Below are 20144 nucleotides of genomic sequence, written 5' to 3' on the forward strand. Positions count from 1 at the left end.
ACCACAACCGGATCAGGTAATACAACCACAGCCGGGTCAGGTAATACAACCGCCAGAAGGAACTCCTGTAATTACACAAGTGACTCAGGATATGCAACTTGCTCAGGCTCAGGCTAATGAACAGATAGGCATTAGGGATATATTGGCACCAAGCTACATAGAGGTCGATTTTAATTATATTCAGGTTGGAAGAAAATACTTTAGAACCCTTTTTATATCGAAATATCCGCGCGTAGTTAGAATCAACTGGCTTTCTCCATTAATAAATTTCGATAGCTCCCTTATTATTAGTACACACTATTATCCACTTGATATTAAAGATGTACTTGCTAGACTCAAAAAGAAAATGGGTGAGCTGGAGGCAACTTTAATGGTTCAGGTTGAGAAGGGAAAGGTTATCGATCCTACGGCAAAGGTTGCATTAAAAGATGCACAAAGCTTACAAGATGCAATTGCATCGGGTGCGGAAAAGCTATTTCAGTTTGGGCTTTACGTAACAGTTGAGGCAAATTCTACGGAAGAACTAAATAAAGTCACGAAAGATGTTGTCTCCACAATATCTGCACTTGATATGCAAGCCGACCCGACAACACTTCAAATGGAGCAGGGGTTGCAGTCGTCCATTCCATCCGGTGTAGACAAACTTTTTTACAACCGAAATCTTGATACAACATCAATTGCAACAACGTTTCCGTTTATTACGTCTGAACTTACAATGGATCATGGAATTTTATATGGAGTTAACCTGCATAACAAAAGTCTCGTTGTCTTTGATAGGTTTGATTTAGAGAATGCTAATTCCACGGTTTTTGCAAGATCGGGTGCAGGTAAAAGTTATTTCGTAAAACTGGAGATTTTTAGAAGTCTAATGCTTGGAACCGAAGTTATTATTATTGATCCGGAAAAGGAGTATGAAAGCTTGGCAAAATCACTCGATGGATTATATATTACTTTTTCCCAGGATGAAGGTTATAAAGTAAATCCGTTTGAACTTCCCGGCGCGTTAATCGAAGAGGGTGTTGATCAGCTTCGTGAAAAAATTCTCTCTCTTCAGCGATTTTTTAATATTATGTTTGGCGGAACCAGTAATTTGGAAAAGGCTATCCTTGATAGAGCAATGATGCTTACTTACAATGAAAAAGGAATAACAGTCGAACCCTCAACTCAGAGTAATCCTGCACCGCTTTTGGAGGATCTCTATAAAGTACTTAAAGGGTTTACTGAAGAAGATGCACAAAGCCTGGCAAAGCGAATGGAGCGATTTATAATTGGTAGCGCAGCAGGAATATTTAATGAGCGGACAAATCTATCATTAGACAATCCATTTACCGTGTTTTCAATTCGTGATCTATCGGAAGAATTAAGACCGTTAGCAATGTATCAAATGCTTGATTTTATCTGGACTAATATACGAAAAATCCGCAAAAAAAGAATTTTGGTTGTAGAGGAGGCCTGGTATATGATGCAACGTCCCGATTCGGCCGAATTTATGTATTCTATTGCAAAACGTGCTCGAAAGTACTATCTTGGGCTCACTACAATAAGTCAAGATGTCGACGACTTTTTATCTACTGATTATGGAAAAGCCGTAGTAAACAACAGTGCCATGCAGATTCTCTTGAAGCAAAGTTCCTCTGCAATTGACCGAATCCAGTTTGTGTTTAAGCTTACCGAGGGAGAGCGATCATTTCTTTTAAGATGCGGAATAGGTGAAGGACTATTCTTTGCAGGGAATAATCATGTGGCAATTAAAAGCGTTTCAAGTCTTGCCGAGCACAGACTTATGACAACCAATCCACAGGAAATGGATTTTTATAAACAGGTTGGACTAATGGATGATACAGATTCCGAAAAACTCTCAAAGGTGTTTACACCGACCTTAGTTGAATCCTTATACGGAAATAAAAATGGGAATATTTGATTCGATCAAGCGATTATTAGGAATAGGGAAAACTCCTGTACAAGATGGTCTCTCACAAACTATTCCGGAATTTAAATATTCACGTCGATCAGGCGAAGTCGTTGGTTCGGGTAGCCCTACGGTTCCCCAAAATGGTTGTGCGAATCAATCACCGAGGCTTCCTATAGATGATCCTGCATTAGCACTACTAAAAGCCAACGAGCTTGTTAAAGGCGGAAAAGAGTTGATATCTTCGCGCGAGGTTAACGTTAAAACAAGCGACTCCGGCGCCACAGCCAAGCTCCCGCAAAACCCGTTTAAGGGGGTATAAGTACCGACCTCATACCGACCTCATGGATTGGTTTTGACAGTTGTCCCTTGATATTTAACAAAGTTATCTATCACTGTTTACTGCTTATCATGTCACTACTCAACAATTTCTCCATCTTTTGCGTCCTTGGCGGCTTTGTCTTTTTTGTCTTCCGGCTTGTCGCTATTATTTTTGTCGGACTTTTCGGCTGTTTTGCCGGTTTTACCACCTTTATCTTTTTCACTACCTGACTGTTTCGCTTTCTCACTGGTTTTCGCCGCTTCCTGACCCATTTGTGAGTAAATCCGTTGACTCATATCCTGAATTTTACTTGTTAACTCTTCGGTCTTTTTCTCTACTTCCTTTTCGTCAAAGTCTTCTTTTGCAATAAGATCTTTTAGTTCTTTTGACAACTTTTCGAGTTCTTCTTTTTCTTTATCTGTGACCTTATCGCCCAAATCTTTTATAGTCTTTTCAACGGTAAAGGTTAGGGTATCGGCATTGTTTTTAATCTCTGCACGCTTTTTCTTTGTTTCATCTTCGCTTGCATGCTCTTTTGCTTCGGCAACCATTTTTTCTATGTCATCGTCGGAAAGACCTGTCGAAGATTTTATTACAATGTTGTTCTCCTTTCCGGTAGCCTGATCTTTTGCAGTAACACTAAGAATACCGTTTGCATCGATTTTAAAGCTGACTTCGATTCTAGGCACACCACGTGGAGCGGGAGGAATACCTTCAAGTCTGAAAATACCAAGCTCTTTGTTGTCAGCTGCCATTGGACGTTCACCTTGTAAAACTCTTATATCTACAGCGGTTTGATTATCGGCGTAAGTTGTAAATCGATCTTCTTTCTTTTCTGTTGGAATTGTTGTGTTTCTTGGTATAAGTACAGTCATTACACCACCTGCAGTTTCGATACCAAGTGAAAGTGGCGTAACATCAAGTAGGGTTACGTCGGAGACATCACCTGCCAAAACACCTGCCTGGACAGCAGCTCCCATTCCCACAACCTCGTCGGGATTTACACCCTTTTGCGGCTCTTTCTCGAAAAATTCTTTTACCGTTTTTTGTACAAGGGGCATTCTTGTCATTCCACCGACTAGTAACACTTCACCAACGTCGGATGCTTTTAGCTTTGCATCAGCAAGAGCCTTTTTACAAGGCTCAATTGATGAATCGACAAGTTCCTTAACCAATTTTTCAAGTTCTGCACGAGTGAAGTCACGTTTTAGGTGTTTAGGACCTTTTGCATCGGCAGTAATAAATGGAATATTTATAGTTGTTTTCTCACTTTGCGAAAGCTCGATTTTTGCTTTTTCGGAAGCTTCTTTAAGTCGCTGAAGTGCAGTTTTGTCTTCTGAAAGATCAATTCCTTGCTCGTCTTTAAACTCTTTGGCAAGCATATCCATTATTTTTGCATCAAAGTCGTCACCTCCAAGATGTGTGTCACCGTTGGTTGATAAAACTTCGTAGACCCCGTCTCCTATTTCCAGAATAGAAATATCAAAGGTTCCACCCCCTAGGTCATAAACGGCAATCTTTTGATCGGCCTTTTGTGAAAGACCATAGGCTAGGGTAGAAGCCGTTGGTTCGTTAAGAATACGTTTAACCTCTAGCCCTGCGATTTTACCTGCATCTTTAGTAGCCTGACGTTGAGAATCATCGAAATAAGCGGGCACAGTTATTACAGCCTCTGTTATTTTGTCTCCGAGGTATTCTTCTGCGTCAGCTTTCATTTTTTGTAGTACCATTGCGGAGATCTCTTGAGGCGTATACCACTTACCCGACATTTTAACTTCGACTCCGCCGTTTTTTGCTTTTCGGGTTTCGTATGGCATTCGCTTAATATCGGTTTGGGTCTCTTTATCATCGAACTTTCGGCCAATAAGTCGCTTAACGGAATAAATTGTGTTTTCGGCGTTTATAATTGATTGAGCTTTTGCCGCCTGCCCAACAAGACGCTCACCGTTTTCATCAATTGCGACGATTGACGGGGTAAGCCTACTGCCACTGCTGTTTGGAATAACGACGGGTTTTCCACCTTCCATGATGGCCATTACGGAGTTTGTAGTTCCAAGGTCAATTCCTAATATTTTACTCATTTTTTTAGTAACAATAAATTATTTATTGAGAGGCAACAATGACTCGTGTGGGTCGAACTATATTTCCCTCGAGCATATAGCCCTTTGATACTACGGCCGCAACCGTATTCTTTTTAAATTTCTTTGTTTTTAAGGTCGATAATGCCTCGTGCAAGGAGGGATCAAAAGTATCTCCTTCTTTTACTGAAATCTCGGTTAAGCCAAGTTTCTCAATAAAGCCGGGAAGCATTTCAAATATTGATAATACACCGTTAACCCACTCATCCGTTTTTTTTCTATTTTCTTGTTTCGCAAGTTCCAGGCTGTCCATTATCAAAAGAAGTTCTGTCGAAATCTCTTTTATACGGTTAAAGATTAATTGTTCCGTGTCTTTGGCTGCCCGCTTTTTTAGATTGTCATAGTCTGCAAGTGCTTTTGCAAGTTGGCTTTTTAAAATTTCTACCTCTGTAGGCTTATTTGCCGGTGTCTGTTTTTTTACTTCTTTGTTTGTTTTCATTAAACTTTATTATCTAATAAATCACCTATGAATCTAACGGCGGGAATTACCTTTGAATAATTAAAGCGTTTTGACGAAATAACGCCAATATATCCGGGAGTTCCATTTTTCCCCGTAAATTTTTTGGCAACTATTGCTATGTTCTCTAGGTCTAAATATTTTAGGTCTTTGCCAATTATTGTAAATACTACATTAGTTGTATTTTTAACCAAATTGTCGAAATGTGTCTTGTTTTCTAAAAAGTGCAGTAAACTTGTCAGCGTGTCTGAATCTAGAAGTTCCTCGTATTTTGAGACTCTGTATAGTCCCTTTGTAATTGTTATATTTTTGAAGAAACAAAAAACGGGTTCGTCAATGTAAACAGATAACAATGTCGATATGTTGGTAAGTCTTTCGTATGCACCCGTGGATTCTGTAATGGCAGTTTCAACGCTCTGGGCAAATTCTTGTGGTATTTCTACTTCAGTTAGTATGTTTCTAAGGAAATACTTAATTCCAAGGTCCGATGGGACTCTGCCCGACGATATATGGCTTTTTTTGAGAAGTCCATGTTTCTCAAGCTGAGCCATTTCATTACGGACGGTTGCGGGACAGGCATTAATTTTATACCTTCTAACTACGATAGAAGAAGGTACTGCAGACAAATCTCTTCCCAAAAACTCTGATATTACCGCATGTAATATTGCCAGTTGTCGTTTTGAAATTTCGTCTACAGGCATTTAGCAATCAGTTATGTTAAGTGCTAAATGATTTTACGGAGATAGAAGGCGATTGTCAAGCGTTGCCAATGAAATTTCTCCGGCACTTGCTATATATACAGAAGAAAATAAGCCGTAAAGGCAAGCCATGCCCCATGGGAACTTTATCACCTCCCGAAAGTAGAACCATGCATGATTGATATCAAACATATCCTTGTACTGCCCTAGCAGTCTGTACTCACGATGATTTGGTTAGATCTGGATTTGCTGCCTTGTGTCGCAAGCAAAAAATCGATAAAGTTCCCATGGGGCATGGCTTGCCTTTGCACAGTGATCTAGTACGAGTACTTGTCTTCCGGGGTTTCGTCTTTTTCCTCTTTGGCTTTTTTAATCTTTGGAAGAATTGTTATAAAGAAAATGAAACCAAGAATTAATACGGGAACCAATAATATCACCGCAAGTTTTAGAAGTCCGCTTACAAGTGCGCCCAAAAGACCTATTGTTAACGTAATAGTGTATTCGATAAGTGCAATTTTAGGCTCGGATATGTTTATTGCCAGTAACTTGTGGTGAAGATGACGCTTATCTCCGCTTGTCATTAGATCACTAATTTTTTGCGGCTTGGTCTCGATAACTCTTTGAATTACCACAAAAACCAGATCGGTAAGCGGAAGTGCAAGGGCAACAAAAGTGGTTGCAAGTTTTGCACCGCTTTTTATTGCTAGGGCAGCGATTAAGAATCCGTAAACGGATTTACCCGATGAGCCCGAGTGAATTTTGCCCGGATAAAAGTTGTAAATTGCATAGCCGATTAGACATCCGGCCAGAGTAATGCTTAAAAATGCACTTGATTCGTTAAAAAACCGTGCGCTAATTAAAAACACGATTATTAAGGCAAGTGCGGAGTTTCCTTCTAAAAGCGCGTCGGTTCCACCATTTACCTTCAGGGCATTTATGACAACAACAATCCACGTAAGTAAAATGAGATCGCCTGGAATACTAAGGCTTAGCGGAATACCAAGAAAAGTGTCTTTCCACGTAAATACTGACAGATTGACAACAATGTTTGTTCCGGGAATGTTTATTGTTGAAAGATTTTCGGGTGACAATGCAAATATTAAGGCAGCAAGTATTTGAACAGCAAGCTGTATCTTAAAGCTTAGATTTAGCTTATCGTCGAACACACCCATTATTACTAGTATTAAGGTTGGAATAAATAGCCACCAAAGATTTTCAATAACGTGCCCATTTATAAGTATAAGTATCAGAAAAGGGATAATTACGGCAAGCCCACCCAAAAGCGGGACAGGTGGTTTTTCAAGACGTCGATCCCTATCGGGAGATGGTTTTCGCATACTGGGTGGCAAGTCCATGATTTTTAACCGCTTTGCGATTAGACCAATTATTGGAGTTAAGAGTAGCGAAAATATTAGACCTTGTCCAAGATACGGTAAGTATTGAAAATATTGCTCTTTAAAAAGCTCCATATTATGAAACTAGGTTAACCAAATTTACAAATCCTAAAGAGAAGAGGCTAAGGGATATGGCCGTTGATATTACAACGAATCTTGTTAAGTGCTTGCTATATTTGAATAAATGAGTACAAATTAAAATCACGGAAAAACTTCCTATTGCAAATCCCCAAGGAACAAACTTAACCGCGTTTATAGATTCAAGCAAATTATTACTTTCCTTTGTTAAAAGCCAGAATGGAATCTTCTCAATCTGACCGGGGTTATATGCTGTCGATATCGCAAAGGTATAAAGTGTTGTAATAAGAAACAGGGGTGCTGCCAAAATAAACGAATAATCCGTTAAAAATTTATTGGCTCTTAAGTCCGAGCATAACTTATAGATAATATGACCGATTGAAAAATCCCTTTTGAAGGGAAGTTTTTTTTGCGGTTTTTTTGAGAAGATCGACTTTAGATCCATTGTTTGTTAAACAGGAATTGATATTGGTGGTTCATCATTTTTGGGCTCGTTGCCGTTAGGCGTTTGATTACTACTAAGTGGTTGACTACTACCGGTGCTACTTGTTGTGGTTGTTGTCAAGGTAGATGAAGTAACAGGTGGAGGAGTAATCATACCATCGGGTGGTAGGCCGGATACCGGAGTAGTATTACTTTGCTTAGGTGTTTGTGAGCTTAATGTGGTTGGTGTTCCCGTTGTCGGTTGCGTTGTTGTAGCTGTACTTGTAGTGGTTATTGTTGCGGGTTCACTGCTTTGGTAAAAGCCTGAAGGTGACGAAATCGTGGCAACGTTATTAGGTTCTTGATATATGTATGTAGATGTCTTAGTTGGTGGGCTGGAAGATTGGCTAGTTAGGGAACTTGTAGATTGAGTTGTTGGTGGATTTATGGGTTGATAAGTTGTTGTGGATATGTACTTAGTGGTTTTATCTCTTCCAAAAAGAAATGGTAAGAAGAGTAAGCCTAGAAGTAGGAATGCAATACCAATCGCAATTATTATAAGAAGATTTTTGGGAAACTCGATCCCAAATAGTGTTATTGTGTCACTACTTGTCTCTTTCTCACTTTCGGTTGTTGTTGCAAGTTTTATGCTAAAGTTCCAATTTTTCTCTGCCTTTTCTGTTTTATCATTTTCAAAAGAAACTTTCACCGAGTGCTGTCCCTCTGTAAGGTTCTTGGCAACATATGTAAATGAGGCCTTTTGGTCAGTACGTTGGTTCAATATTATTAGATCGGATATATCTTTATCATCCAAAAGCACAACAAGAGAATCTCTGTCAATTATATTGTTGTTTCCTGCATTTAAGTCAGCCTGGAGTGTTACTTCAGTTTTGACAATAGTTGATCCGTTTAGTGGAATAATATTTGTGATTTCGGGAGGGAAATACGTATTTTCCGGGTTTGTCACAGTGTTTCCTTCTACGGGAGGGGTATTATCTTCCGGTGGTTGGCTGGGGTTTATTGCGCCTGTGCCTCCACCCTGTGAAACGTTGGTAACACTAATTTGTGGAGTAACCAAATAGCCAATTCCTGCAGGGACCTGGTCATCCGTAGCCTGAACAATAACATAGTAGGTTCCTGTAGGAAGGTTAGGGGTCCAGTTATATTCTACAAAGTTGTGGTTAAGATCGACTATTTTTACCCAAGTTGATGAGTTGGCCGGATTGGTTGTGTAATATAATGAATATCTAATTATCTGGTTTCGATCATTTGTTCCCGTCCAGTTTATTCTTAGTGTTTGTGTACTTGTCATTACTACGGGGGACGTTGGGGAGGCTATAACAACAACTGGCGTATCGTTACCTTCGGTTCGTTGAACAATAACGGGCCATACTCGTGTTACATAGTGAATAGGATAACCGTCATTACAGGTAATTGTAATCATGTAAGAGCCTTCTTCGTTTGTTGAGCCTGTAAGCGAAATTGCAATTTGAGATCCGTTTGAGCTTGGAGTTTCGGTGATAGTTACCCATTTTCTACCGCTTGATCCCTCGGGTGCTATTGCAGTACAGCTTATTACATCACCATCGGGGTCGGCAACATTCAATGTAAATTGATAGGTCTGACCTTGATTTATAATGTTCGCATTGTTTGCGGTAGGATTGTTTTGGAATACAGGCGCACTGTTTCCTGCCGGAGTTAAAACAATTGTTCCACCGGATGCATGTACCGGTCGGACGATAAAATTAATAATGTTGTCGATTAGACTTTCTTCTCCATTCGCCGTTACTACTGTAAGATCAACGCTGTAAACATTTTGAATTGTTGGAGTAAAGGTGAAGGGCGGTTCACTGTTTTCGTCGATTAGTACAAGCGTTTGCGGATTAGTAAATTCCCAGGTTAATGTGTCAATAAGCTCGTTTTCTGCAAATATTTCTGCAGTAACCTTAGTTACTCCGGTTGTGGATTCAATTGTTGCGCTAAAGGTTACGGGATATCCTAGAATAATATTGCCCGACGAAGGTGTAACGGAAAAATTCTTAACGACAAACCCCTCGCGAGTTGATACGGAAATCATTGTTTCATATACGACATAGTCAATACCATCGGTGACATATATTTTAATAGGATTTTCGGCTGCTGCATCTAATGGAACATCCCATGATATATCGCCGGTTTCACGGTTAAGTTGTAAACCGGCAGGGTATACTGGTTGAACGTTCTCACATTCTTCATGAGTTCGGACAACACCTTTTGAATCTGTTACCTCCGCAGGACAGTTTAATAGGTAGATTAATACGTCTTGGTCTTTGTCGGTTGCAATAATTTTACTTGCATATAATTCTCCGGCGTATGCGTTTGTTTCAGGCTTTTCTGACACGGCCGGAAAGTTGTTTACGACTTGGTCTCCGGCATAGTTTCGATATTTAATTAAGTCCCTAACTTCAAATGCAATTATAGGTAACATAATAAATGCAAGAAGAACAATAGCGGCATTTATTCGTTTTTTTGTAGGTTTATCCATATGCGTTAGAATAAAGAGTAATTTTATTTATTTTTTATAGCTTTCAAGAATTTCGTTTAATGTTTTCTCTTGATTATTGAGAATTCCAGTATTTATTGAACCTGAGCTTATCATGCCATCGATAATTGGATAAAATACTTCTTGAAAACTGGTTTTATCTATTGGCATCTGGGTAAGGTATGGGGCAATTTCTATTATTGTGTCGACATAAGGTGCCGTGCTTATCTCGGAAGCCATTGAAGGTCTTCCATACGGTTCACCAAACGCACGAATTTTCGAGGCGTTAGAATACATACTCCTAAGCTGTTCAGCCTCCGAAAGATATTTAATAAAATCCCAAGCAATCTCAGGATGATCACATTGTGCTGAAACTGCTTCGCCCCAATATGAACCAAGATCGATAGGGACTTGATTTGCCGGGAGTTGTGGCACCGGGGCTATATCGAAATTAATTTCAGGGTTTGCATTGATAATGTCGAATACACGCCAACTTGGGGCAAACATCATTGCAAGCTTACCTGAATGGAACATAACAAGATCATTGCTTAATGCGTCGTTCCAGACATTGTGAGTTTTAACGAAGCCTGTGTAAAATGATAGTGATTCTTTTACTTTCTGATTACTAAGTGAGGCTTTGCCATCTTGTGCAATTATGTTGGCACTGTTTTGCAAAAGCAGAAGCGCTATTATTTCGTCGGCATGATTAATATTATTTGCGGTACCAATTGCCGCACCGGCTTGTGTAATCGTGGTTCCACTTCTTTTGGTAAGTTTAATTGACATTTCTAGAAATTCATCCCAGTCTGTTGGGGGAGAGGTAAACCCCGCCTGCGCTAGCAAGTCCTTGTTGTAGTAAAGTACCAGCCCGTCAACCTCAAGAGGAATTGCATAAATTGCATTATCCGATCCGGTGAAACTCTTGACTGCAGTGTTATAAAAATTCTGAGAATACTCTGAAGTACTCATTATTTTTGATGGAAGTGGGGTAAGGTGTTTTTGTAACACCGGTAGCCATGTATTATGGATTCGAACAATATCTGGACCTGCCTCTTCGGAAAGCCTGTATGGAAGACTTGCTTCATATTGACTAAATGATTTTTGTACGTAGATAATTTTTACGTTTTGGTGTTTGGCTTCGTAGGCCGCAATAACATCTTCCATAACGCTATTAGGTTCCCATAGTCCCCAATAGACAATTTCTATTTTTTCTGTAGTTGGATCACCTGAAGGGTTCTTGAAAAACAAAAAATAAACGACAACTCCTATAATGGCAAGAATCAAAACGACAAGGAGGATTAGAAGTACTTTACGACCTTTACTCACTTTGTAAGAAGAAACCATTTTATATAGCCAATTGTATCACAGTTCCAGGCGTTCTGCGATAATTATAAGTCTGTGGGTTCCAACTCCAAGTGGCCAACAAGTCATAAGTGTTACAATTTCTTTGCCTTCAATTCCTGACAACATGGTTAGATCTTCAGGGGATGTGATTTTTACCATTATAGTCTTATACTCTAGGGTTTTACCGTCACGGACTACCTGAACGGTATCTCCGATATCAATATCTTTTAGTCTTGTAAAAATAGTTTCGGGAAGGTTCGGATATTTGTTAAATACATTATCTGTTGTGCTGTGCCCATATATAAATGAGTTACCACCGTCACCGGGGAGTGGAGTATACTTAAAATGAGCAACCCCTTGTTTAAGGGCTGTTTCATACCGGTTTTTGTCGGAACTATCAACGTTTGAGGTTATTTTAATATTTGAGATTCCAACTGCGTCTATGGTTATTGTAAGTGGGGAGGTGTACGTTGTATTCACAACTATCTTTGAATTTTGTTCGGACTGCTCAGCGAGTGGTGAATTAACTACAATATTTTCAAAATAGCTTGCGCCCGGATCGTAGTATTCAATTTCGGTGATACTTGGCTCTACCGGTTTATAAAAAATATCTTTAAGGTAAGGTGCGACGTATTGAAGCCCAATTGGTAAGAACATTACAGCAAAAATCCCAAGGGATATTAAAAATGAGAAGGTGCCTAAAACCTTTGAGAAATTGATCTTGTGTTCGTTTGTTTTTGAGGCTTCTTTATATTTTACCTTTACTTTTACCATAGTCATTTATATTTTAGTGGTGTTTGATTGTCAACAACTTAATAAGTATAATCGGTGCGTGTTACAAAGGTTATAACTTTGGGTTTTTTAAAAAAATGAAGCGTGATTATTATGAAATTCTTAATGTAGACAAGGAAGCAACCGAGGCGGATATCAAGAAAGCATACAGGAAACTTGTAAAAAAGTGGCATCCGGATGTTAATAAGGCTGCCGATGCCGAGGAAAAATTTAAAGAGGTTCAGGAAGCCTATGAGGTATTGTCTGACAGTAGGAAGCGTGAACAGTACGACTCTTTTGGGCATTCTGGCGTGGGTGATGGTATGAACTTCAACGAAGGTTATTACGATATGGGTAGTATGAGTGGGATGGGAGGAATGGAAGATATTTTAAACCAGTTTTTTGGTGGAAGTGGATTTTCGTTTGGGTCAATGTTTGGCGGTGACGGGTTCGGAACCGGAAGTGCAAGTGCTAGAGCCGAGCGCAGTAGGTTTAGTCCCGACGATATTCACGTTAACGCAACGCTTTCGTTAGAGGAAGCCAACGAAGGATTAACTCGCGAGATTGAATTTGAATTTAAAGGTGTTTGTAACAGCTGTAAAGGAACGGGTGCAAAGAATGAGGAGTTTACCTCCTGTAAAGAGTGTAATGGTAAGGGTGTTGTAAGGTCGGTTCAACAATCGTTCTTTGGACAAATGGTAGTGCAGCGGGCCTGTGCAGTTTGTGGGGGCAGTGGTAGCATTCCCAAGGCTGTTTGTTCGGAGTGTAACGGCAAAGGTTGGATTCCGCAGAAGGAAAAATTAAAGATTAAAATTCCCGTTGGTGCGTATGACGGGCTTGTGCTTAGGTTTAGAGGGGATAATAGAGGCGATCTTTATGTACACGTGAAAGTTAAGTCACACAATGTTTTTACAAGGGATGGTAACGATGTTTTTATTGACATAGATGTTCCTTTGGTTACAGCGGTACTTGGCGGCGAGATTTTAATTCCTACCCTTTATGGTGATGTTCGACTTAAGATTCCCGCAGGTACGCAGCCTAACGATATTATAAAGGTAAAACAGTATGGTACTTACATTGTAGGTAACAGTTCACAAAAAGGTGATTTGTATGTAAACTGTAGTATAACTATTCCGAAAAAACTTTCCCCAGAGGAAAAGGAGATTTGGGAAAAACTTAGTACAGTTAAAGGTAAATGACTCTAAACAGTCGAGTTAGAACAATTATCTTCTATATTTTCATGGTTTGTGGGGTTACTGCATTGGGACTTATTATTTATGTCAAAGCTTTGCATAAAGAGTCAAATGTTAAAGGAAAAACTGTTTCGAAAACAAATCCGGTGGAGGCTAACGTTACAATGGTTGGGGGAAATTGTTTTTTGGCATATTGGGAAACAGAAGAAGAGTCAATTGGATACGTAAAATATGGATCTTCCCCCGATACTATTAATCTTGTCGGGAAAAACAAAGAGGGGTTTATTTACTCAACCCGTCACGAAATTAAAGTTTGTGACCTTACCGAGCCTGAATATTACGTTATTATCGTCTCCGACGGGGTCCCTTATGGGCTTAATGGGGTACCAATTAAGGTTCAACGAGAGTAGGGACAGGTCTAGACCGACACCCCTTTTGCAAACGACTAGCTGGTGGTGCTTTCCGAGAAGTAGTGTGCGGGTGTGTGCATAGTCGAATTAAAATTGCAGGTAGCCCTTGAATGTAAGGGTTGGAGTCAGATTGTTACAATAAATAGCCTTAGAATGTCTCCACAACTTATTATACTTGCGGATTATTGGGGATAATACGTTAAATCCTAGACCATCACAAGGGCATACGTAAACGATGATGCACACAGTGATACAACGGGCCATGTCGGTCTAGACCTGTCCCTACGTCAGGAAATAATTTTTATTTGTTTTTTACCTTTCTAACGACGCTTTCCTCAAAATGCTTCTTAGGCTTTGTATACTTTAGGACAAGCAAACTTTCCGAACTATCGCCAACACCCGTAAACTTCAGCTTTGGAAGCTTAACAAACCATTCACCCTTGTAAAGCACTATTGCAATACCTAGTAGTGTCAAAGGAATTATTATTGCTATTGGCATGTCAAGAATTCCTGTGTCCGGACTGCAGGTTTGTTCGACAGGGAATGCATATTCGTCGTATCCTGGGTTGCCGTCTTCTATCTCTATGGTTATTTCGTTTACATTTTGACCGGTTACGGCCGCAGTTGTTGCTAATGCCGTAAATGTAATCGTTACATCGGCTCCTGATACCGGCGTTATTGTCCAGTTTCCGGTCCATACCAGTGTTGTTACTCCGTTTTGAGTTGTAATGGTTGGTTCGACAGCTGTTGCCGTTCCTGAACCTATTCGTATTCTTGCCGAATTTGCTTGATATGTGAACCCTGGTGGTAATATGTCGGTTATTCTTGTTATTACTTCTGTTGTTTGAACGTTTCCAGTTACTGTAAATGCTGCGACATTATTGGGTGGGACTCGTTCTACACAAATAGGGCCTGTTTTTTCAACAGCCATTTCGCCTGGGGCACGTAAGGTTGCATTTACTTGACATGCTGTTGAGGTTACGGGATCAGCTATTCCCGCAAATCTAATATCAACTCTTACGGAACAAAGATCGCCGTCATCGGCCCCTGCGGGCGGGGTAAAGACAAATCCTCTGTTATCGGTTGTTGCCGTTGAATTATAGGTATGAATTTCACTTGCCGAAATTGTTCCGTCACAGTTTTGGTCGACTCTCCAGATGTATTGTTGTACTGCGGCTGTTCCGCCTGCAGTTACGGTAAAGTTTCGAAGAGTTCCGGTTGAGTTTGTTAACACTATTGTGTCATTTGGAAGGACGGATACACAAACTCCATCAGTAAGTACTTGAGTTCGACTTGCGGAAAGTGTGCTGTTACATATATCGGCGCCATAGAACGAACCACTTATTTCCGTTCTTCCGTAAACCGTACAAGTGTCACTTTGGACACCACTTGCAAGAGTCATTGTAACATTTACTGCAGGATTTCCATCAAAGTAACGCCTTACTCCCTGTGCAGTTGTTTGTCCACCTACTGATAGAGTAGTAGATGAATTTCCACAGTTAACCGTATACTCTACTCTTGTTATGTTGCCATTTCCTCCGGTTAGGGTATAACTTCGGGCTGCAGTTCCTGCAGGCAGACCGGATACAGAGGTTGGTGTAATACCGGCACAGTATGGAGTTTCAGTTATGGTCCCGCCACGTTTACACCATTTGTATACCCAGCTTGGATTGTTACAGGTTCCGCAAAGAGTTTTACATCCATTACCAAAAACAGAACAACCTGTTTTACTAGTTGAATCACCTGTTATCCCACAGTCGTCATAGCCTACAGGACAGGTTGGTAGGGTGCAACCGTCAGCATAAGGACCTGTATTTGATAATGAAGAACAACCACCAGGCCAAGTGCTTTGAGTTTGCCAATTTACACATATACACCCGCTAGCGCCGTTACACTGGGAGATCGATGAAGAACAACAGTAGGTTGCTTCCGGATAAGTACATCTTATGGTATCTGGTTGGTCACATCCCCAGCCGTTACTTGCATTTCCACCTCCAAGACATGCAGTTCCTTGTCCCGTAGATGTACATGCACTACAAGAACCACCACAGTCTACTCCCGTTTCGTCTCCATCTAGAACGCCGTTCGAACAGTGGTCAGCAGCTCCACATACATTACAATGTGCGCCACCGCAGTCTACACCCGTTTCATCTTGATCTTGAATGCCATTACTACAATGTGCCGCCGGTGGAGTTGCCGTACATCTCGGGTCATTGGCGCTTACCACTGTTGCACTGTCTTCTGTGGACCAGCATGTACCAGCTGTTCCTCCGCTACAACCTCTTTGCCATCTAACCCAATCTGATCCTTTACAGCCCTCTTCGTTATCGTCGATACAGTTGTTTCCGTCACCAACACCGCCCCAATTTACACACTCTGTCCAACAGTCACACGACCAATCAGCTCTGCCAGTATCACTACCAACATTAAGTTTCCACAAAAGGTAGCCACCGGCGCCGGCAGTAATAACCGTTAACACTGTGAAAATAATTAGAATGGTTTTGGTTTTCTTTTTCTTCGTGCTTTCGATGACTTGAGTGCTCATAATACAATATAAAGGCAGAACTTAATGGTAAACTCTACAATATTTTTATTAATATGGCAAGCGCTGTTTCGGGATCAATTAATGATCTTTTAACTTGGAAGTCGATATTTAGCAATTTTTCGAAGATTTTTGTAATTCTGCTAATAGGAATTTGCGATCTTTGAAGGTTCGAAATAACAAATGGATGAATTTTTGTTTCAGCTGCAATTTCTTTTCCGGATTTTCCGGCAGTCTGCATAATTTTTACTGTATATAAAAGTCTGTATTCTCTTGCAATCATATTAAAAATAAACATAGGGTCAACCTTTGTATCAATAAGATTTTTAAAGGAGCGCATGGCTCTTGATCGGTTTGAGTCTTCAATGTCGCGAATAAGATTCCAAATTTCATATGAGTGGTGCTTGCTTGCAAAAGTCTCGATATCTTCCTGACTTAAGCTTTTACCGCTTGGTAAAAGACTAAGCTTCTCAATTTCACGTTGAATAAGAGCAGGGTCGGCACCCTGACTTTCAATAAGTTTTTCGGTTGCATACAAGTCCAGTTTAACACCTTCCTTTTGTGCAATGGCATTAACCCAGCCGTTAAGGTCACGTTTGCTTGGTTCTTCAACCCTTGTAAATTTGCCATTTTCGGAAAGCTCTTTGTAGACTTTTGTATTTTTGGGAATACACTGATTACTCCAAATAAATATATCTTTGGGGCTTTTTAAAATGCTTTCGATAAGTGTTACGAGATCATCCTTTTTTACACCCAGAATCCTTTTAATAACAAGAAGCTCCTTTTTAGAAAAAAGTGAGCTCTCAAAAAGAGAGTCGATTAAATTATTAATGTCGTCAATTTCACTGCAATCAAAGACTCTGCATAGAACGCCGGGGTTTTTCTCCTTATAACTCGAAATCATCTCATCCAATTTCGCAATACTTAAACCCTCGTTTGTTCCATCAATAGTTATGATCATTCTTCTATTGCAATAGAATTTGTTCCAAGGAAGATGGATATATTCTCAACATAAAGTGGAGCTAGTTCAAATTCATTGGTTTCATTGACAGAATAGCCCTCTTCGGTTAAGTAATTTGTAATCGATGAAATTGTTGCAGGTGCTAATGCATTTTCGTTTTCAACAATTGTAATGCCTGTTGTAGTGGCACCATAATATCCGATAAAGACAAATTTATTGTATTTGTACTCAGTAAGTAGATCGCTATAAATCTGATAAGCTTCACTGTAACCGACGCCTGAATTGTAAACATAGATTAAGGCCTTTTCATTTATTAGCTCGGGATCTTCAATGAATGCCCGTACAAAATCTTGCACATTTGTATAGTCATAATAAAGTGGGGTAGGACTTATTATGTATGCTTGATCAGACATAATTGGAATAGAACCTTCACGTAGAATAGTATAATTCCCAATTGATGGGTCAAGCACGATTCCTGTTGTTTGGGGAATTCCATCAGTTAAGGCGATTTGGACTGCAGATTCCACAGTAGGGAGGGTTACATTGTAAAGCTTAATGTTTTTTCCGACTGCTTTTACTATTTCCCAAAGAGTACTTGCATTAAGAAGAGACTTGTCACTTTCAAGTTTATAGCGAACTGCATCAATTATTTTCTGTTGGCGTCTGCCTCTGGCAAAGTCGGAACCTTCAGGCCAGGCTCCATGGCGTGACCTAGCAAATTTTACTGCTGTTTCTCCGTCCATATGAGTAAGTCCTGCGGTAAAACTAATTGTTTCGTATCCGCCGTTATAGGTTGGAAATTCGTAGTCAGTAAAGCTGTTTTCCACGTCCACATCAACTCCGCCTATAGCGTTAATCAGGTCGGCTGCACCTTGCAAATTAACAACAGCGCCATAATGAATATGAATTCCTATGTAATTCTCAACTGCAGCTGCAAGATATGAAAGCCCGACACTGCCATCAATATCAGTTACCGGTTTTCCGGTTTTCTCACTTTCTATGTTCATTGCCGTAATATACATTGTGTTTATGCGTGCGTAATATTCTTTTCTGTCGGGAAACTGTACAACGGTATCACGTGGAATAGAGATAAGATATGCTTCCTGAGTAGATCTGTCATAAGAGGCGATCATGATTGTGTCGGTATTTGAATACTCGCCGTTGGGTCGGGTATCTATTCCCACAATCAAGACGTTGGTTCGTCCAAACTCATCGGTTTCAAGTACCGGATTGTTTGATAAGACCTCGAGTATACCTTCCCAACTTAACTCGAGTCCGCTTCCTTTAAGTATGTCGTACCAGTCCCTAAAAAACACAAATCCTTTAATACCAAAGTATATAAGAGGGATTGAAAGAACAATAAGCGTAGGAATAAACCACTTCTTTTTAAAAAGGCGTGAAAAAAACTGCTTAAATTTCCCCGGCTCTCTTTTGGAATTGTTTTTGATTATTGGAGTTTTTACTGGTTTCAGGGATGACGTTACGGAACTTATCGGTTTGGTCTCAACTTGCTTTAAATTGATCTTTTTCACTATTGATTTTTGTAAATAATGGTTAGTATTCTAGCAAGATTACTCGTAAGAGGCTAGTGGTATATGCAAAACACTTGGGTTTACGTCGTTTTAGGGGCTTTGGTAAGTGAGACTGAGGTTTTCTGTGTTAGGATTTCAATTTGTCTAAGAATTGACTTTATTTCATCTTCCGATGGTGATTTTGAGCTTATTGCCCTAAGTAAAAGTTCCCATAAAGCCTTTACTTCCGAAATATCTGTAAGTAAGTTCCTCCTAAGTGGTAGCGTCATTGATTGTAATATCAAATTACTTTCTTGTTCTATTATAAGGCTAAATGGATAATAATTTCCAATTGTTGTTGCTAGCGTGGTGACAACAGTAAAAGGGGATGTTGAACCTCTTCTCTCATAGTTATCTTCCAGAGAGGATTATTTCACTATTTCACTACTTAATCGTCCTCCGTTGATCTGTGTGTTCATCGGAAGCCCTTTGCTTATTTTGCCTTTTTGCTAAAGCGATTTCCTCTTCTCACACTAGCTCTTCGGAGATTACTTCACTATTTCACTACTTAAGCTTCCGTCGATTCCTATGTTCGAAGTGAACCCTTTATCTGTTTTATTTTGTTGTTAAAGCTTGCCACTTCTCTCATAGGTATCTTCCGGAGAGGATTACTTCACTATTTCACTGTTTCACTGCTTAAGCTTCCGTCGATTTCTACGTTCGAAGTGAACCCTTTATCTGTTTTATTTTGTTGTTAAAGCTTGCCACTTCTCTCATAGTTATCTTCCGGAGGATTACTTTACTGTTTTACTACTTCACTGTTTCACTGCTTATTCCGAACCAGATAAACCTAAGTCTCGGGATCCTCGAAATTGATAAATCAATTTCGGGACTGTATACTGTTTGTATGATTCATCTGGGAATAGATTTTGGAGAAAAACGAATAGGGCTTGCCGTAAGCGACGCTAAGGAGATTGTTAGTGCTCCGCTTTCCATAATAAAGCGAGTCTCAGACGAAGCGGCAATTTCCCAAATCCTTGAGCTTGCTGTTCTTAAAAAGGTTGAAAAAATTGTTGTCGGAATGCCTCAGGCGTTTGCCTCTGTACATGAAACGCAGGTAAAAAGAGTAAGTTCCTTTATAGAAAAGCTTAACAATAGTACAGATATTCCAATTGAGACCTTTACCGAAGCATATACGTCAAAAATTGCCCATACGCAGAGGAAAGGTAAACGGCCAATAGATGATCTTGCTGCGGCTCATATTCTGCAGCGGTATTTGGATAGTAGGCTATAATCGGTAAAGTAGTGAAATAGTAATATAGTGAAATCTGGAAGGTTGCTGTGCGAGAGGTGATTCGCTTTAGCACAAAAGCAAAACAAGCAAAGGGCTCACATCGAACACGGGAACCGACAGAGGGTCAGTTAGCAAGTAGGGACATGTCCGACAGCCGTAGGGACATGTCCTGGACTTG

At 40.0% G+C, this 20144-nt stretch carries 17 protein-coding genes; 5 read left to right on the forward strand and 12 right to left on the reverse strand.

Translation table 11 applies throughout. The features are described from left to right. Nucleotides 1-91 precede the first annotated feature (91 nt). Both JW962_03615 and JW962_03620 read left to right on the forward strand, forming a co-directional pair. Complete coding sequence (locus JW962_03615) at nt 92-1921, forward strand: ATP-binding protein (GenBank protein ID MBN1374390.1); 1830 nt, start codon at nt 92-94, stop codon at nt 1919-1921. Beyond that, a complete protein-coding gene (locus JW962_03620; protein MBN1374391.1) occupies nt 1908-2231 on the forward strand; it encodes a hypothetical protein in 324 nt (107 codons plus the stop codon). The genes JW962_03615 and JW962_03620 overlap by 14 nt, the downstream gene beginning before the upstream one ends. Nucleotides 2232-2326: 95 nt before the next feature. Here JW962_03620 and dnaK read toward each other — a convergent pair whose 3' ends face one another. The 8 genes from dnaK to JW962_03660 form a co-directional block, all read right to left on the reverse strand. Next, on the reverse strand, nt 2327-4312 hold the full coding sequence (gene dnaK / locus JW962_03625; protein ID MBN1374392.1) for a molecular chaperone DnaK: 1986 nt from the start codon (nt 4310-4312) through the stop codon (nt 2327-2329). A gap of 22 nt (nt 4313-4334) precedes the next feature. Beyond that, entirely contained in the window at nt 4335-4808 is a 474-nt protein-coding gene (locus JW962_03630; GenBank protein MBN1374393.1) for a nucleotide exchange factor GrpE, read from the reverse strand. Further along, nucleotides 4808-5527, reverse strand: coding sequence for a hypothetical protein (locus JW962_03635; GenBank protein ID MBN1374394.1), 720 nt, complete (start codon nt 5525-5527; stop codon nt 4808-4810). Before JW962_03635 ends, JW962_03630 begins: the two co-directional genes overlap by 1 nt. Nucleotides 5528-5841: 314 nt before the next feature. Continuing rightward, nucleotides 5842-6993 (reverse strand): undecaprenyl/decaprenyl-phosphate alpha-N-acetylglucosaminyl 1-phosphate transferase, encoded by a 1152-nt coding sequence (locus tag JW962_03640; GenBank protein MBN1374395.1) that lies wholly within the window; start codon nt 6991-6993, stop codon nt 5842-5844. A 1-nt stretch (nt 6994) separates the two neighbouring features. After that, entirely contained in the window at nt 6995-7441 is a 447-nt protein-coding gene (locus JW962_03645) for a hypothetical protein (GenBank protein MBN1374396.1), read from the reverse strand. Nucleotides 7442-7447: 6 nt separating this feature from the next. Beyond that, a complete protein-coding gene (locus tag JW962_03650; protein MBN1374397.1) occupies nt 7448-9943 on the reverse strand; it encodes a hypothetical protein in 2496 nt (831 codons plus the stop codon). A 27-nt stretch (nt 9944-9970) separates the two neighbouring features. After that, nucleotides 9971-11284, reverse strand: a complete 1314-nt coding sequence (locus tag JW962_03655) for a sugar ABC transporter substrate-binding protein (protein MBN1374398.1) — start codon at nt 11282-11284, stop codon at nt 9971-9973. Nucleotides 11285-11302: 18 nt separating this feature from the next. Then, nucleotides 11303-12064, reverse strand: a complete 762-nt coding sequence (locus tag JW962_03660; protein ID MBN1374399.1) for a sortase — start codon at nt 12062-12064, stop codon at nt 11303-11305. An 89-nt stretch (nt 12065-12153) separates the two neighbouring features. On the opposite strand from JW962_03660, the gene JW962_03665 reads away from it, so the two are divergent. Together JW962_03665 and JW962_03670 are read left to right on the forward strand one after the other, a co-directional pair. Further along, nucleotides 12154-13254 (forward strand): DnaJ domain-containing protein, encoded by a 1101-nt coding sequence (locus tag JW962_03665; protein ID MBN1374400.1) that lies wholly within the window; start codon nt 12154-12156, stop codon nt 13252-13254. Beyond that, the gene (locus JW962_03670; protein MBN1374401.1) at nt 13251-13658 is read left to right on the forward strand and encodes a hypothetical protein; all 408 of its coding nucleotides are present in this window, start codon (nt 13251-13253) and stop codon (nt 13656-13658) included. The genes JW962_03665 and JW962_03670 overlap by 4 nt, the downstream gene beginning before the upstream one ends. Nucleotides 13659-13959: 301 nt before the next feature. On the opposite strand, the gene JW962_03675 is transcribed toward JW962_03670, so the two are convergent. The 4 genes from JW962_03675 to JW962_03690 form a co-directional block, all read right to left on the reverse strand. Beyond that, nucleotides 13960-16203, reverse strand: coding sequence for a hypothetical protein (locus JW962_03675; GenBank protein MBN1374402.1), 2244 nt, complete (start codon nt 16201-16203; stop codon nt 13960-13962). 34 nt (nt 16204-16237) lie between these two features. Then, a complete protein-coding gene (holA, locus tag JW962_03680) occupies nt 16238-17161 on the reverse strand; it encodes a DNA polymerase III subunit delta (protein ID MBN1374403.1) in 924 nt (307 codons plus the stop codon). After that, nucleotides 17158-18693, reverse strand: a complete 1536-nt coding sequence (locus JW962_03685; GenBank protein MBN1374404.1) for an LCP family protein — start codon at nt 18691-18693, stop codon at nt 17158-17160. Before JW962_03685 ends, holA begins: the two co-directional genes overlap by 4 nt. 80 nt (nt 18694-18773) lie before the next feature. Continuing rightward, complete coding sequence (locus JW962_03690; GenBank protein ID MBN1374405.1) at nt 18774-18962, reverse strand: hypothetical protein; 189 nt, start codon at nt 18960-18962, stop codon at nt 18774-18776. Between the two features lie 617 nt (nt 18963-19579). On the opposite strand from JW962_03690, the gene ruvX reads away from it, so the two are divergent. Beyond that, nucleotides 19580-19966 carry a Holliday junction resolvase RuvX gene (gene ruvX, locus JW962_03695; GenBank protein ID MBN1374406.1) on the forward strand — a complete coding sequence of 129 codons (387 nt, stop codon included), beginning with the start codon at nt 19580-19582 and terminating at the stop codon, nt 19964-19966. Nucleotides 19967-20144 lie beyond the last annotated feature (178 nt).

This window comes from Candidatus Dojkabacteria bacterium, assembly GCA_016927995.1.
Classification (GTDB): Bacteria; Patescibacteriota; Dojkabacteria; order JAFGLO01; family JAFGLO01; genus JAFGLO01.

Excerpts from the sequence above, each read along its gene's own strand:
- JW962_03615 (MBN1374390.1), top strand. The coding sequence starts at position 92 with ATGCAACTTGCTCAGGCTCAGGCTAATGAACAGATAGGCATTAGGGAT.
- JW962_03620 (MBN1374391.1), top strand. The coding sequence starts at position 1,908 with ATGGGAATATTTGATTCGATCAAGCGATTATTAGGAATAGGGAAAACT.
- dnaK (MBN1374392.1), bottom strand. The coding sequence starts at position 4,312 with ATGAGTAAAATATTAGGAATTGACCTTGGAACTACAAACTCCGTAATG.
- JW962_03630 (MBN1374393.1), bottom strand. The coding sequence starts at position 4,808 with ATGAAAACAAACAAAGAAGTAAAAAAACAGACACCGGCAAATAAGCCT.
- JW962_03635 (MBN1374394.1), bottom strand. The coding sequence starts at position 5,527 with ATGCCTGTAGACGAAATTTCAAAACGACAACTGGCAATATTACATGCG.
- JW962_03640 (MBN1374395.1), bottom strand. The coding sequence starts at position 6,993 with ATGGAGCTTTTTAAAGAGCAATATTTTCAATACTTACCGTATCTTGGA.
- JW962_03645 (MBN1374396.1), bottom strand. The coding sequence starts at position 7,441 with ATGGATCTAAAGTCGATCTTCTCAAAAAAACCGCAAAAAAAACTTCCC.
- JW962_03650 (MBN1374397.1), bottom strand. The coding sequence starts at position 9,943 with ATGGATAAACCTACAAAAAAACGAATAAATGCCGCTATTGTTCTTCTT.
- JW962_03655 (MBN1374398.1), bottom strand. The coding sequence starts at position 11,284 with ATGGTTTCTTCTTACAAAGTGAGTAAAGGTCGTAAAGTACTTCTAATC.
- JW962_03660 (MBN1374399.1), bottom strand. The coding sequence starts at position 12,064 with ATGACTATGGTAAAAGTAAAGGTAAAATATAAAGAAGCCTCAAAAACA.
- JW962_03665 (MBN1374400.1), top strand. The coding sequence starts at position 12,154 with ATGAAGCGTGATTATTATGAAATTCTTAATGTAGACAAGGAAGCAACC.
- JW962_03670 (MBN1374401.1), top strand. The coding sequence starts at position 13,251 with ATGACTCTAAACAGTCGAGTTAGAACAATTATCTTCTATATTTTCATG.
- JW962_03675 (MBN1374402.1), bottom strand. The coding sequence starts at position 16,203 with ATGAGCACTCAAGTCATCGAAAGCACGAAGAAAAAGAAAACCAAAACC.
- holA (MBN1374403.1), bottom strand. The coding sequence starts at position 17,161 with ATGATCATAACTATTGATGGAACAAACGAGGGTTTAAGTATTGCGAAA.
- JW962_03690 (MBN1374405.1), bottom strand. The coding sequence starts at position 18,962 with ATGACGCTACCACTTAGGAGGAACTTACTTACAGATATTTCGGAAGTA.
- ruvX (MBN1374406.1), top strand. The coding sequence starts at position 19,580 with ATGATTCATCTGGGAATAGATTTTGGAGAAAAACGAATAGGGCTTGCC.